Source organism: Nocardia carnea, from assembly GCF_029868855.1.
Lineage (GTDB): Bacteria > Actinomycetota > Actinomycetes > Mycobacteriales > Mycobacteriaceae > Nocardia > Nocardia carnea_A.
Map to the genome: position 1 here is coordinate 14,411 of NZ_JARWOV010000201.1, position 14,555 is coordinate 28,965.

The following is a 14,555-nucleotide window of genomic DNA, read 5'->3' on the forward strand; positions in this document are numbered from 1 at the left end:
CCGGAAATCCGGGGCGGCGAGTCGCCGAACGTCGGGGCCGGCCGGCCGGCGGCCGTCGGGGCGATATCGGGAGAGTGGTGTGCTGATCACCGGGCCCGCACCATGGTGTCCGAATCCTCCGTATCGTCGTGATCGTCGTGGCCGTGCTCGAGGGGGCGCACCGGTCGTGTACCACGGCCCGCGGGAGCATAACGGGTCAACAGGGCGTGCACCGCGCGTTCGGCGGTGGTGTCGAGCAGATCGCGTTCGGCCATCCAGTCGTCGTCGAACACCGTGTCGAGGTATTTCTCGCCGCCGTCGCACACGATGGTGACCACGGTGGAGCCGGCCGGGAACTCGTCGAGCCTGGTCAGCCCCGCATATACGGAGCCGCCCGCCGAACCACCGAGCATCAGGCCGAGTTGCCGGGACACCGCGCGGCAGGTGGCGAAGGCGTCCCGGTCCGAGACCTTGACGCCTTCGTCGAGCAGGTCGTAGTCGACAGCGGTGCCGATGGTGGCGCCGGGCGGGGTGCCGGTGCCCGACTGCCAGTAGGGCCCGCCGGGGCCGCCGAAGGCGATCGAACCGACCGGTTCCACGCCGATCACATGCGGTACACAGCCCAGCTGCCGTAATCGGGTCGCGGTGCCGAACAGGGAACCGCCGGTGCCGACAGCGGAGAGCAGGATGTCCACCCGGTCCACCTCGGCCAGTAATTCCTCGGCCACGGCGTAATAACCCACGGCGTTGGCATCGTTGTTGTGCTGTTCGGTGAAATACGCGTCGGGTAGTGCGGCCGCCATGGCCTCGGCGTGGTCTTCGCGGGCGGAGGTGGCCAAAGTGTCGTCACCGTCGTCGGCGACGAAGACCAGATCAGCGCCCATTGCCCGCATAGCCCGTAATTTGTCCTTGCTCGCGTGATGGTCGACCACCGCGGTGAAACGGTAGCCGCGTTCGGCGGCCACCACCGCCAGGCCGAGCCCGGTATTTCCGGACGTGGATTCGATGATATGCCCGCCGGTGCCCAGAAAACCCCGGCGTTCCGCGTCGAGAACCATTTCCCGCGCCATCCGTATCTTGGCGGCACCCGTCGGATTGAATTGTTCGAGCTTGAGCAGCAGACGGGTACCGGACGAGGTGGTCGCCAATTCGAAAAGCGGGGTGCGGCCGATCAGGTCCGTCACGCGGGTGATGAGGGGCATGGCAAAACTCCTGGGCGTCGATAGCGGTCGGTGCGCAGCGGCCGGGGCCGGCGGCCGTACCGTCAGGATGGGAAGAGGCTGTCAGGATCGATCGAGAGCCCAGCGAAACCGGCCGCCCGGCGCCTGCGAAAGCACCACTTTCGGCGGAATGGGTAATTCGTGGAAGGGCGATTCGTTGGAATCCATCTGGTAGCCCGCGGTATTCGGGTAGATCAGCAGATCGCCGGCTTCCGCGGCGCGGGGCAGCGGGATCCGCCGCCAGCTGAGCATGTCGGATTCGAGGCAGGTTGCGGCGCCCACGACCGTGGGTGTCGGAGTTCCGGCAGCGGTGGGCCAGAGCACCGGGTCGGGCAGGTATTCGCTGTCGAACCACTGTTCCGACAGGCTCAGGCTGGAACCGTCCACCGTCAGTACCCGATACGGCTGCCCGTGCTCGTGGCGAGTCTTCCCGCCTTGGACGCGGAACACGGTGCTGCCCGCCCGGTCGAGCAGCGCGCGGCCCGGCTCGACGGCCAGGGTGGTGCCGGTCTGCCGGAGCCGGCGGGTCAGGTCGTCACGTTCCAGGATCGCGGCCAGCATGGCCGGACCGGCGTCGGGAAAGGAGTACGGGTAATACGATTCGAAGGCTTTTCCGGAATGGAACCACCGGCGGTTGGCTTCCTCCCGGAACGCCGACCAGTGCTCGGCGGGTACGTAGTCCACCCCGAAGCCGCCGCCGATGGAAATAGTAGTGGCCGGATGGCCCTGCGCCCGGGCCTGCTGAATACGATCCAGCAACTGGACTGCCAATTCGGCACGCGGTATCGGATCGTATCCGGACAGATGAAAGCTGAAGCCCTGTAGCGCGATCGACGGATATTCGGCTGCCGCGGCGACGGCCTGGTCGAGTTCGTCCGCCGACATTCCGAATCGGCTGGCCGAAGCCGCCGGCAGAACCCGTAGCAATACTCGCACCGGAATTTCCAGGGCGGAAAGACGTTTCAACTCGCCGAGACTGTCCACGGCGATCAGGCAACCGTGCCGGGCGGCCAGCCAATGTAATTCATCGGCCTTCTCGGGCCCGGTCACCAGCAGATCCGCACCGCGGACTCCCTGCGCCAGCGCGGCGACGAGTTCACCGGTACTGGATACATCGACCCCCGCCCCCGCGGTCGCGCAGGCCCGGGTGACGCACGCCGCCTTGTTCGCCTTCTTTCCGTAGAAGACGGCGCCGGAAACTGCCGCGGCAGCGAAAACCCGCTGGAAGCCGCGAATGTTCTCCACCACTCGGGTCGGATACATCACATGGAAGGGGCCGCCGATCGCGAAAGCGATATCCGCCAGCAGGTGTGGATCCGCGAGCACCTGCTCCTCCCAGGGATCACGGTGCGCGGGCAGCGGCGCGGCCACCGTCCCCGCGTGCTCACCGCGGGAACCGGGGCCGGCGCCCGCGGGGGCATCGGCCCCGGTCAATCCCATAGCTCGACCTCCGTGCCCCGTCCCTCGGCGATGGCGCGTTCGGCCAACGCATGGGCCACCGCGATATCGGTGAGCACCAGACCGCTGTTGTAGACGAAGATCCGCTCGTCGGCGCGGCGGCGGGCGACCGCGCGCCGACTCAGGATCTGCGGCAGTTCGGCGTCCACCGGGCGCAGCACGCCGTTCTCGTCGGCCATATCAGTGCCGGTCAGGGCCATCTGTTCGGCGCTGGTGGCGATCACCCGGTCGGCGTCGCTCAACGTCGAGGGCGCCAGACCGTAACCCACCAGCACCACCACCGATCCCGGTTTCAGATGCTCGGATTCGATCGCGACCTCGGTACCCGGCCCGGCCGTCGCCAGGACGACATCCGCCGTCCGTGCCGCCGCGTAAGGGTCGTCCACGGTTTCCAGCAGCGCATGTGGGGCGTACTCGGTGAGCTGCCGGTGCACCGCTTCGATGCCCTCGGGGTGGGTACCGAACAGCATCAGTTTGCGCAGTTGGGGGTTGGCGGCCAGCAGATGCGGCAACGCGTTGCGGCCCTGGGTGCCGGTGCCGATCAGCAGCACCGAATCCGCGTCCCGGCTCAGCGTTTCGCGCACCAGCAGCGCGGACACCGCCGGGGTGCGGAGGGCACCCACCCGGGCGCAGTCCATCATGGCGATGGGAGCGCCCGTGGTGTCGTCGTAGAGCGTGATTGTCGTGTAGTAGCGCTTGGTGGTGCGATCGTGGCCGGGGTCGAATTTGTACGACGACTTCATCGCGACCACCCGGCGCCGGCCGTCACGGCCCAGCATGGCATAGGCCACCGACCACCCGTCCGGGTTGGCGACGCTGAGTTTGCGTGGGTTGTCCGAATCACCCGCGGCCAGGGCGATATAGGCCTCTTCCACCGCGCGAACCACCTCGGCCGGAGCCACCGGCACATCGGCCAGGTCGCTGCGGCTCAGGACGCGCAGTGGAGTTGCTCGGTCACGTGTGCCCAATGGATCCTCGATCATCTACTGCACCGTTCCGCTCTTCCCGCACCTCCCGCGCCGGTACCGCCTGTCGCGGTGGCGCCGGCGGGAAAGGTGCGACGATCTGCTGACCGTATCCATTCTCCCTGGATTCGGCTGCACGGCGCGGGCGTTCGGGTAGCCGGATATTCACTCGTTTGAGCCAGCGATCGGTGCCGTCGTAGCGGGGAGTGAACGGTACCCGGCCGTGGACGGCGACATCGTTGTCGACCAGCAACAGCTCACCTGGTCGCAGTGCGGCCACCACACAGACGCGTTCGAGTTCGCGTTCCAGCTGCGCGTAGGCCTCCCGGAACTCGGGGCCGGCGTCGCCGAGTGGGGTGTAGGCGGGATCGAAACGCATTGTGAGCGAATCCGGATCGTCCTCGCTTCCCGATTCGCTCCACAGGGTGGGCACCGGGATGGCATCGGCCCGTTCGAATGCCGATCCGTAGGAGACATCCGGCAGGATCGGCAGCGTAGGTGTGCGCAGGATGTCCTGCTGTGGGCGGGTGAGCCGGACCCGGCGCACCGAGGACACCGTGGTGCCGACCGATTCGGGGTTGCGCAGGCAGGCGAGCATGAGCAGGTTGGCGCGCAGCGGGTGGAACGCGTCCTCGGTATGCGGGCTGAGCAGGACGGTGCTGCTGGCGCCGGACTGTTCGAATTCGTGCCCCGCCGCGGGGACGATATTGTTGACCAGCCGCCCGTCCTGTTGACCGGCCCAGCCGAACGGTTCGCCGGCCGCTGCGGCCAGCAGCAGCATGGCGATATCCAGTTCGAGCGAGCCGCGCCCCCGGCCGGGGTCGGCGGTCCACAGCGCCGCGGTCTGCCAATCCGGTGGGGTGGGCCCGATTTCGCTGTCGGACAGCGGTAATGCGCGAACGATGCAGGCACCGGCCGCGGTGGCCGGTGGGCGGACGACGGTGTGTACCTCGGCCGGCAGGTCACCGGCGCGGGCACTGATCTGTGCCAGCAGGGCCGGGTCGGCCAGGGATCCGGCCGCGTTACCGGAAGCGCGAACCGATGTGAGGGCTATCTCGGCAGCCAGGTCGCGTACCGCTTGTCCGGCGGTGCCGGATAACTCCCGGCGCTCGATATCGTCGATACTGGGCGGGTGAAGCGCTTTACGTTCGGAGAGAACGCTTTTCACCAATATTTCCCTTCTCGGATTCGTGGATCGCGGTACCGGTGCGGACGAGTCGATGTGCGAAGTTAGTGCGTGGCCGTAGCGCTGGCAAGGCTTACCTAACTACGGCGTGTGATAGCGGCTGCGTATAACGCGCTCAACGTACAGGTAGGCCGGTGTATCGTCATCGGGTGCTGCGGCTGCGGTGAGACGCAGAACACGGTAAGGCTAGCCTGCCCTTGCGGCAAATTTCGGACGACTCGCCGATGGTGAGAAGGACCGCGCCGCAACGTTTTCCGCCCGGCCTTCAGCGACCGGAGCGGTTACAGACTGTTCGCCAGCAGCGCGTACTGGGCCGCGGTCTTCTGCCGGATCTCGGTATCGTCATCGCTGGACACCACACCGACGTACCGCTTGTACGGGACGAAACAGCGGTACCGGTACTGGCGCTCCGGATCACCGGAGTCGTTGAGCTCCAGGCATTTCGCGCCGGGCACCTCCGCAGGTGCCGGCATCGGGTCGTAGGCCGGACCCGCGGATTCGATGAAACCGTTCACCAGAATCGGCGCACCCGCAGGATCCCGGACCCGCGCCACCGAACTACCGGCGGCGTAGGCCGTGCTTTCGAATCCGGATTCGTCCAGCAACCGGGCCCGGGCGGGCTGATCGTCGGCCGAATTGATCAGATAGTTGCGGCCGTAGACGGCGAACTGGTCCGGATCCGGCTCATGACCCTCCCGGTCGGCGACCACCACCCGGGCCAGCAGGTTTTCCGGATCCACCGCCAGATCGGCGATCTCGGCCGTCGGTGTCGGTCGGAACCGTGCGAGCTGGTCGAGCTGGGCGGTCAGGGTTCTGTCCACCCAGGACACCAGATCGGCGCTGTCGGCCGCCGGACGCTGGACGAACAGTGAGATCACGAACTCCTCATGGGCGAGGAACGCGCCGATATTCGCGATACCGGGCCGCCAGTGCAGCAGCGCCTCCGGATACTTCTCCGATTGCAGCTTCCGGTTCTCCGGGGAGACACCGATATCGGCGGCCTCCAGCTCTTCGGCCGCCTTCTCGGCGCTTCCGGCATCCGGGAATCGCAGCGCCACCACCTGGATCGCGGTGGCGTCCGACGTGGGCCGGATCTGGCCCGCGGGATCGTCCTGGTCCGCGCCGCTGGCGGCGTAACCGACCACCATCCGGCGATTCTCCAGGATCGGCTCGGAGACATTGGCCAGGAAATCGACCGCGGTGGCCGGGTCCGGCAGCACCTTCGACCCACGGCCGAATTTCAGCGACGGATCGACCTGGCTGCTCGTCGCGACGGCCTCCGACATCCGGATGCCCTCCAGCAGCACGCCGTGGTCGCCGGCCTCCTGGGGATAACTGAACCGGTCGACCGGGAAGGCACCGACGTCCAGGGTGCGGACATCGATCTCGCCCGGCACCGGCGTACCGGCCACCGAGCCGCATCCGGACAGCCCGGCCACCAGTAGCGCGACCAGCGCGATGACGGCGCCGCAACGTGTTATCCGAACCATGGGCCGGCCCCTCGTTCCGATCGAAGCTGCAGTGTCGAAGCTACCCGACGTCCGGTGGACTCGGGGAGGCCCGGTCCCGGCCGTGCCATACCCTGGTGTGGTGGCAGACAACCCGCGGCAGCACCCGGGCGGAGATTGATCCGCATGCAGGACCAGCAGGTCGAGGTGGTGTCCGGGCCGCATGCCGTGGCCCGGGTCGCGGGCGCGGTGGTGCTGGTGGCCCATCGCGGCACCGGCCGCCCCACCGCGGAGTCCCCGGCCGTGCGTGCGCTGGTAGCACTCGCCGAACTGGTCCATGAGGCGGCCGCCCGGCAACCCGAGGGGCCCGGCGCCACGATCGCCCGGGAAGCCACCAGATGGGTTATGACGCACGCCGACAGGAGCGGCCCCGGCAGCTCGGTGGATTTCGGGATCCTGTCCGCCGCGGGACCGGACCGGGTGGCTATCTTCCTGCACGGAGCCGTCACCGCAGTCGTGGCCGGCGAAACCACCGAATACTTCCACGGTCGTGACGCGGCATTCACCGTCGACAGAACCGCTGTCACGCCTTCTCGCGCGGTGGCGCTGTTCGTCGACGACCCGGCCGCGGACGCGGACGACGACACTGCCCGGCCCGAGGTGCCCGCCGCCCGGGGGATCGGCCGGCTGGTCGAGGGAATCGCCGAAGCCGGCGGTGTGATCGCCTGGGCGCCCGCGGTCCGGCGGGCCGCCGTGTCGAGGGAACCGGGCCGGGCGAGTGGGGTGGTACTCGACAAAGCAGCCGGGCGCAGAGCCGGGGAGCAGCCCCAGGATTCCCGGGCGGTGCGGGAGATTCCGCGGGTCCCGTCGGCGGAACCGGAAATTGTGAACGCGCCGGTGGGGGCAACGGGAGGCTCTGACGGTATTCCACGGGGTCCGGAGGAATACGGCCACGCGGGGTCGGCAGTGGACAGTGCGGTGGGTGCGGCGCAGGGTGGCGGAGTCGGCCCGGCGCCGGCGGCGCCCTCTGCGGGTTCGGCAGGCCGGGAGGTCATGAGCGGTCCGGGACCGGCTGCAACATCCGAGGATCAGGCGGAAGTCCCGGCCCCCGAGCGCAACCCGGGCTCGGCAGCAGAAGGTGCCGCGGGGACAGCAGGAGATCCTGGGCCCGGGAGCACTCCGGGATCGGTGGCGATACCTGTGGGTGCGGCGGGAGACCCGGCCTCCGGGCTCAGCCGGGGCGCCGCGGCAGATCCCCTTGCGGTTCCGGCAGCGGACCCGGTTCCGGAGAACGCTGCGCAATATTCGGGGAGCGCCGCAGGAGGCTCGGCTGTCGGAGACCCTCGCGGTGATCAGCGGGCCGTATCGGTTCCACCGGGCGCGGTGGATAGTTCCGGGTTCGTGGAGCGAGGTCCAGATGAGGTGGGCCGGTCGGGAAAGCCCGGGCTCATCGTGGGAGGCCCCGGAGCAGGAGATGCCCGGGCGGCGATGGCGGAGAGTTCCGCGGTTGCGGCCGGGGACCCGGGGTCCGCGGAGCCCAGGACGGCTACGGAGGGTTCTGTACACCCGGTGGAGGCGGGGGGTCCACGAAAAGTCCGCGGGCCGGCGGACGGTTTCGGCGCCGGAGATCCGCCGGCGGGAGATCCCGGGGGCTCGGCGGTCGCCCGAGAAGCCACGGACCTCGCGGCCGGCGGATCGGTGCGGGAGACCGCTACCCGGGGCCGGAACGCCGGCGAATCGCCGGTTCCGCGGCGCGACCAGGACGGCGGAATCCCCGCCGCGCCGACCCCGCCGGTGGACAGCGTGGAGCTGTCCGAGCGGGCCACCGTCGCATCCTCGCGCGACCGCGATACCGGCGACCGCGGCCCGGTGAGCGGTGTGCGTCCCCCGGATACCGACCCGCATCAGGCGCAGACCCAGATCAGCGGCAGGCAACCGCGGCGGGCGGGCCTGCCCGACGAGGGCATCGACGAGACCGCCGACTCACGGCCGGGCCGGGCCGATTCCCCGCGGCGCCCGCCACCGCACCCCACCCCACGGATGGATATGCCGCTACCGCAACCCGGTCCGGCGCGGCAGGCCCGGCCGGACGGCGGGACCCCGCCATTGGATGCCGAACTGCGCCGTCGCACCGAGGCCACCGCGAAGGGCACCGCCCTGACCGTCAAGGTCCGGGGTTTCAAATGCGCGCGCGCCCACCCCACCGACCCGCGCTCGGCGTTCTGCAGTGTGTGCGGGATGCCGGTGGATCAGACCCAGCCCCTTATCGAGGTGATGCGGCCCCCGCTCGGGATCCTCGTCCTCGACGACGGTTCGACCTACCTGCTGGAGACCGATTCCGTCCTCGGTCGTGATCCGGAGAAATCCGAGCCCGCCCGGCGCGGGCTCACTCCGTTGCAGGTCATCGACAACTCGGGCGGGATGTCACGCGCGCATGCGGAACTGCTACTGGTCGAATGGGATGTGACGCTGGTCGACCGCGGCTCCACCAACGGCACCCGGATCCGAGCGCCCGGATTCCGTGAATGGGTGCGAGTCCCGCCCCACCAGCCGGTGGTGCTGGTTCCGGGTACGGAGATCCTGATCGGAAACCGGATGCTGCGCTTCGAATCCGCCGCACCGCCCCCTTTCGGGTCCTGATTCGCGGCAGCGGCTCAGCTCCGGCCGGTGGGCGACTACTCGTACCTGGCTGCGCAGGTCTCTTCCCCGCCGAGGACCCCGGCGCGGAAGGCGTCGACGCGGGAGAACCCGCTCGGCACGGTTTTGCCTTCCACATCGCTGGCGGCCAGACCGTCGGTGAGCAGGCCGGATACCGCTTCGTCCAGATCGCCCGCGGCCAGCGTGATATCGCCCTCGGCGCGGCCGGTCTCGGCCAGTTTGCCGGTGGCCACACCGGATAGGCACGCCGCCCGCAGTCCGGTTTTCGCACCGACCAGTTCCTGGTCGCGGCTGCGCTGCACCGAAAGCGTGTAGCGGGAGATGAACACGACGTAGCCGTTGTAGTCACCGGTCACCTTCACCGGCAGCGGAACATCGGAATCGTCGGTGGCCGTCCCGCGTTCGGAGAGCCCGTCGACGTTCGTCGCGATCGTATTGTTCGCCGGGCAGTAGGTCACCGGCTCGGTGGCGACACCGTCGCTGCAGTCGATTTCGGCGCCGTCGTAGCTGTAGGTCGGTTCGTCGGGCAGCGGCAGGATCACCGACAGGGCCTTGCTCAGTTCGACCAGGCTCTGTTCGGTGATCTCGAATTCGCCCGAGGCGCCGTCGAAACTCTGCGGCAGATCGCCGCGGCGCTGTTCGATCTCGTCCATATCGATCCCCTTGCAGCCCTTGGCGCCGTCGGTGAAACCGACCTGCACGGCGGTGACCCGTTCGAAGGCCGAGCCGTGCACGCTTTCCGGGTCGTCGGGGTCGGAATCGCGGATCGCGACCGTCGCGGCGAGTACCGAATTCAACCCGTCGGAGGTGTTGATGGTGAAGTAGTCCGATTCACCCTCCGCGACCCAGCGCATGTAGGCACCGGCGAAACAGTCGGCCTGCTGCTCCTTGACGATCACCGGATCGTCGCGGTCGACGATATCGGCGTTGTTCTGGATCGCGTGACCGTATTCGTGGGCGATCACCATGACCACGGCCATCTGCCCGAATGTCTCCGACATGGTGGGCAGTAGCAGCGTCCGGTCCCAGCCGATGGAGTTGTCCAGCCGGCAGTAGGCCGCGTTGACCATCCGATAGGTCGATTCCGTGCAGAACTCCACCGATTCGCGGCGGGAATCGCGTGCACTCCAGGAGATCAGTTTCTGCACCGGCTCGAATTCGCCCTCGAACTCGGCGTCGTAATGCTTCTCCCAGTACGCCTGGACATCGGTGACCGCGTTCAGTGCCAATGTGTCGATCTCGCCGCCGTCACCGTTCTCGGCGGTCAATTCGGTGGGCGGGACGTTCGCGCGGGGCCCGCTCGGACCGCTCGTCGTCGGCAGTCCGGCCACCTGGAAGGGATTGTCGTAGATGGAGACCGCCCGGCCGTCCACCGCGCGGGTACACCCGGTGACCAGCAGCACTGCGCACAGCGCTGCCACAGCGAGCGCGGCGACCCGGAGTTGCGGCATGGATCCTCCCCCATTTTTCGGCCGGTTCGGGTGCTGGCATCTCCCGCTGAGCGGGGTGATCACCCCCCAAGCGGGGGCATCTCCGATGCCCGGGTAATGGAATAGTATCCGCTGCATGTCTGCACCGGGGGTGCGCACTATCACGGTGCGCCATGATGGGACCGAACGTGTCTTCGATTCGAATCAGCAGATCACTCTGGGCCGCGCGCCCGAGGTGACGCTGTTCGTCGACAGTCCGCTGGTTTCGCGGGTCCACGCGATTCTGGCCTGGCAGTCGGGAGCCTGGGTGCTCACCGACAACGGCAGTACCAACGGAGTGTTCGTCGACGCACGCAGGCTCGGTGGGCCCGTCCCGATCGACCGCCCCACGCAGGTCCGGCTCGGTGACGCGATCACCGGGCCGCTGCTGTGGCTGGTTCCGTCCGGGGTTCCGCAGCAGCAGGCACAGCGACCGCCCGCGCAGCAGCAGTTTCCGTCCGGTCAGCAGCCGTATCCCTCGGGTCAGCAGCAGTACCCGCCCGCGCAGCAGCCGTTTCTGCCCGGTCAGCAAGGCCAACCGCCGCAGCCGCCGCCGCATCGGCCCCAATCCGGCCCGCAGCCGCAGGTAGCGCAGCGCGCCGCGGCCCCGGTCAATCCTCCGCCCGCGCAACGTCCGCCGCATCAGCAGCCGTGGGCACCGAGCACCGGACATCCGGCGCAACCCCCGCATTCCGCCGCGACCCCGCACTCCGGCGCGGCGCTCCCGCATTCACCAGCAACTCCGCATTCACGTCCGGTCCCGCAGCAGCAGCCGGCCAATGTGAACATGACTGCCAAGGCGAGTGTTGCGGCGGTACCGCCGGTCCGGCACCGCGCCAGCGAGGGCCCGATAGCCCGCGCCGACCGGATTCCGCCGGGCGGGCTGGCCATCGGGCGTACCTCGGACAACCAGATCGTGGTCAACGATCCGCTGGCGTCGCGTAAGCACGCCCGGCTCGTCGCAGGCTCCGAAGGCCTGGTCATCGAGGATCTGGGCTCGGCCAACGGTACTTTCGTCAACGGTGTCCGCCAGCAGCGCACGGTGCTGCGCGAGCGCGACATCATCACCATCGGCAATATCGACTTCGAGGTCTCCCAGGGCACTTTGGCGCACCGGCAGCGGCCGGTCGCCGAACAGGGTTTGACGGTGCACGGTGTCGGGTTCACCGTCGAAGGCAACAAGCAGTTGCTGGTGGATGTGAACATGCAGGCCGGGCGGGGCACGCTCACCGCGCTGATCGGCCCCTCCGGTGCCGGTAAGTCCACCCTGTCCCGGCTGATCGCGGGCAGTACCCAGCCCTCCGGCGGGCGGGTGGTCTTCGAGGGCCGCGATCTGCACGCCGAATACGAGGCGCTGCGTTCGCGTATCGGCATGGTTCCCCAGGACGATGTGCTGCACCGGCAGCTCACGGTGCGGCAGGCGCTCGGTTTCGCGGCCGAACTCCGGCTGCCGCCGGACTCCTCCAAGGCCGACCGGCAGCAGGTGATCGATGGTGTGCTGCGCGAACTGTCGCTCACCGAGCACGCCGACACCCGGGTGGACCGGCTCTCCGGCGGACAGCGCAAACGCGCGTCGGTGGCGCTGGAACTGCTCACCGGTCCCTCGCTGCTGATCCTGGACGAACCCACCTCGGGCCTGGATCCGGCGCTGGACCGGCAGGTCATGATGATGCTGCGCGAACTGGCCGACGCCGGGCGTGTGGTCATCGTGGTCACCCACTCGGTGGCCTGCCTGGACATGTGCGATCAGGTGGTGCTGCTGGCCCCCGGCGGGAAGACCGCCTACGCGGGTAACCCGGCGGGCGTCGAATCCGCGCTGGGCACCAGTGACTGGGCCAAGATCTTCGCCGATGTCGCCGCCAACCCCGATGCGGCCTTCGCCCACTACCGATCCCGGCAGGCGGCACTACCACCCCCGCCGCCGCCCGCGGCCCGCCAAGGCGGTGGCGGTTCGCCGCCGCAGTCGGGTGCCTGGAAACAGTTCTCCACCCTGGCCCGGCGGCAGTTGCGGCTTATCCTGGCCGACCGCGGCTATATGTCGTTCCTGGTGCTGCTGCCGTTCGTGCTCGGTGGGCTGTCGCTGCTGGTGCCCGGTAGCAACGGGTTCGGCCGGCCGCCGTTGATCCAGCAGGACGACGGCTCCTTCGTACCCAACGGTGATTCGGAACCGCAGATGCTGCTGGTGGTGCTGATCCTCGGCGCCTGCTTCATGGGCATGACCCTCACCGTGCGTGACCTGGTGGGGGAGCGCACGATCTACGTGCGGGAACGCGCGGTCGGGTTGCGGTCGGGGGCCTATCTGTGGGCCAAGATCACGATTTTCGGTCTCGCCGCGCTGGTGCAGTCGGCGGTGCTGGTCGGTTTCGTGTTGCTCGGTAAGAAGCGGCCCCAGGAGGGTTCGGTGCTGGCGATGGGCGGCGCCGAGCTCTATATCGATATCGCGGCGACCGCGGTGTCCTGTGTCGTGCTCGGGTTGCTGCTGTCGAGCCTGGCCAAGTCCAGTGAACAGGTGATGCCGCTGCTGGCAGTGGCGATCATGGGTCTGCTGGTGATGGCCGGCGGCATGATCCCGGTGACCGATCGAGTGGTGCTGGAGCAGGTCACCTGGCTGTTCCCCTCGCGGTGGGGGTATGCCGCGGCGGCGTCGACGGTGAATATTCGGGAGCTGTTCATCGCGGCGCAACCGGACGGGCTCTGGGAACACACCCGCGGTGCGTGGTTCCTGGACATCGGCATGGTGGCGGTCATCACGGTGGTGCTCGCACTGCTCACCTGGAGCCGGTTGCGGCTCAAGAAGTCCGCACGGTGAGATCGATGACCGGCTCCTTGCACTACTCGCGCCGCTGGTGGGTGGGGGCGGCGAGCGCGACGACCGCACACCAGGCACACTGATGCCTGTGATGGTGCGAGTTGGTGCGGTACACCTCGGGTGGGATGTGGTGTCCGTGGCCGCGGGCGGATCCGGCGTACCCATCCGCCCTGTCCAGGTCGAGGGAAGCTACAACCCACCCGCCTATTTGCTGGCCGATGCCTCGGGGAAGCTCTATACCGCCGGAGCGGGCCGGCAACGGCCGGATCTGGGGATGGCGATCCCGGATGTGCGGGAGATCCTCGGGCATCCGCAGATCGTGATCGCGGGCGCCACCTGGCCCGCCGAACTGGTTTTCCGGGCCCGCCTCTACAACCCGCTGGCCTCGGTCGGTACCTATCTGCGCGGTAAGCCCGATGTGATCGCTCTGCCGTATCCGGACGACTGGCCGGACCCGAAGATCGACGCCTACGCGCGATTGGTCGAGCAGCTCGACGTCGAGGTGGAACCGATCCCGGAGTCCATCGCGCTCTCCGGGTACGTGCGCGCGCTCGGTCTGGTCCGGGCACCCGATCACCGCCTGCCCGAGGGGCTCGGCGCGACCGCGGTCCATTTCGACGGTCAGGTGGCCGGCGGCCGCGCGAATGTACTCGTCGTCGCCGTCCACGGTGACGAGGAGCGTCCCACCGAATCGGTGTATGTCCCGATCGACCCCGAATCCACCCGCGATCCGCGGGTCGCCGACGACACCGTGATCGAGGTGATGGCCGCGGCCCGAGCGATCGGCGCGGACAACTCGACGGTGCTGCTGGCCGGGCAGGTCGTCTTCAACGAGACCCTGCGGTTCGCCTTCCGTAACCATCTCGGGCAGCGGCTGAAGAAGGCCGAGCACCCCATGCACGCCCTCGTTCTCGGCGCCACGCACCTGCTGGTGAGTGAGAACGAGGACGACGACGAGGAGGAAGACCCGGCGGGCCACTCGCAGCCGGCGCCGCCCGCCGGTCCGAACACGCCGGGACCGCAGTACGGAGCGGGCGCGCCGGCCGGGTCACCGGTGTGGAATCCGGCCGCGGGGCCGCATCCGCCGGTGCCGGCGCCGCCCGCCGGTGGCCCCGGTCCGCACACCTCCCCGGCCGGTCCTGCGCGGACCCCGGCGAACGGGCCGGGAACAGGACCTCATCCCGCGCCGCCCGGCCAGGTTCCCGCGGGCCCCGGGCCGGCGCGGCCCGGTGAGCCCGGCCCCGGCGCGGCCGGCCCGGGGCCGGTTACACAGGGGGGGGGGCGGGCGCCGGGGGGCGATCCGGCACAATCTATTGCTGCCGGAGTGCCGTTCAGGATCGACTCGGCTGCCGAGTTCGGAATT

Annotated in this window: 9 protein-coding genes; 3 read left to right on the forward strand and 6 right to left on the reverse strand. The window is 68.9% G+C overall.

Annotation, left to right across the window (positions count from 1 at the left end; all coding sequences use genetic code 11):
• Positions 1–86: 86 nt before the first annotated feature.
• The 5 genes from QH195_RS19245 to QH195_RS19265 form a co-directional block, all read right to left on the reverse strand.
• Positions 87–1,181: a PLP-dependent cysteine synthase family protein gene (locus QH195_RS19245; protein WP_280436437.1), complete on the reverse strand. Its 1,095-nt coding sequence runs from the start codon at positions 1,179–1,181 to the stop codon at positions 87–89.
• 81 nt (positions 1,182–1,262) lie between these two features.
• Positions 1,263–2,639 carry an alanine racemase gene (locus tag QH195_RS19250; RefSeq protein ID WP_280436438.1) on the reverse strand — a complete coding sequence of 459 codons (1,377 nt, stop codon included), beginning with the start codon at positions 2,637–2,639 and terminating at the stop codon, positions 1,263–1,265.
• Positions 2,630–3,640, reverse strand: a complete 1,011-nt coding sequence (locus tag QH195_RS19255; RefSeq protein ID WP_280421596.1) for an ornithine cyclodeaminase family protein — start codon at positions 3,638–3,640, stop codon at positions 2,630–2,632. The genes QH195_RS19250 and QH195_RS19255 overlap by 10 nt, the downstream gene beginning before the upstream one ends.
• On the reverse strand, positions 3,612–4,790 hold the full coding sequence (locus QH195_RS19260; RefSeq protein WP_280436439.1) for a TauD/TfdA family dioxygenase: 1,179 nt from the start codon (positions 4,788–4,790) through the stop codon (positions 3,612–3,614). Before QH195_RS19260 ends, QH195_RS19255 begins: the two co-directional genes overlap by 29 nt.
• 299 nt (positions 4,791–5,089) lie before the next feature.
• Positions 5,090–6,298 carry a DUF7373 family lipoprotein gene (locus QH195_RS19265; RefSeq protein WP_280436440.1) on the reverse strand — a complete coding sequence of 403 codons (1,209 nt, stop codon included), beginning with the start codon at positions 6,296–6,298 and terminating at the stop codon, positions 5,090–5,092.
• Between the two features lie 144 nt (positions 6,299–6,442).
• On the opposite strand from QH195_RS19265, the gene QH195_RS19270 reads away from it, so the two are divergent.
• Entirely contained in the window at positions 6,443–8,896 is a 2,454-nt protein-coding gene (locus QH195_RS19270) for an FHA domain-containing protein (RefSeq protein WP_280436441.1), read from the forward strand.
• A 35-nt stretch (positions 8,897–8,931) separates the two neighbouring features.
• On the opposite strand, the gene QH195_RS19275 is transcribed toward QH195_RS19270, so the two are convergent.
• A complete protein-coding gene (locus QH195_RS19275) occupies positions 8,932–10,365 on the reverse strand; it encodes a metallopeptidase (protein WP_280421600.1) in 1,434 nt (477 codons plus the stop codon).
• A gap of 115 nt (positions 10,366–10,480) precedes the next feature.
• Between QH195_RS19275 and QH195_RS19280 the strand changes: the two genes are divergently transcribed.
• Both QH195_RS19280 and QH195_RS19285 read left to right on the forward strand, forming a co-directional pair.
• Positions 10,481–13,192: an FHA domain-containing protein gene (locus QH195_RS19280; RefSeq protein WP_280436442.1), complete on the forward strand. Its 2,712-nt coding sequence runs from the start codon at positions 10,481–10,483 to the stop codon at positions 13,190–13,192.
• A 91-nt stretch (positions 13,193–13,283) separates the two neighbouring features.
• Positions 13,284–14,555 (forward strand): hypothetical protein (locus QH195_RS19285; protein WP_280436445.1); only part of this gene is annotated, 1,272 nt, incomplete at its 3' end.

What these genes read in the sequence shown, in the direction of transcription:
- QH195_RS19245 (WP_280436437.1), bottom strand. Translation starts at nt 1,181, where the DNA reads ATGCCCCTCATCACCCGCGTGACGGACCTGATCGGCCGCACCCCGCTT.
- QH195_RS19250 (WP_280436438.1), bottom strand. Translation starts at nt 2,639, where the DNA reads ATGGGATTGACCGGGGCCGATGCCCCCGCGGGCGCCGGCCCCGGTTCC.
- QH195_RS19255 (WP_280421596.1), bottom strand. Translation starts at nt 3,640, where the DNA reads ATGATCGAGGATCCATTGGGCACACGTGACCGAGCAACTCCACTGCGC.
- QH195_RS19265 (WP_280436440.1), bottom strand. Translation starts at nt 6,298, where the DNA reads ATGGTTCGGATAACACGTTGCGGCGCCGTCATCGCGCTGGTCGCGCTA.
- QH195_RS19270 (WP_280436441.1), top strand. Translation starts at nt 6,443, where the DNA reads ATGCAGGACCAGCAGGTCGAGGTGGTGTCCGGGCCGCATGCCGTGGCC.
- QH195_RS19275 (WP_280421600.1), bottom strand. Translation starts at nt 10,365, where the DNA reads ATGCCGCAACTCCGGGTCGCCGCGCTCGCTGTGGCAGCGCTGTGCGCA.
- QH195_RS19280 (WP_280436442.1), top strand. Translation starts at nt 10,481, where the DNA reads ATGTCTGCACCGGGGGTGCGCACTATCACGGTGCGCCATGATGGGACC.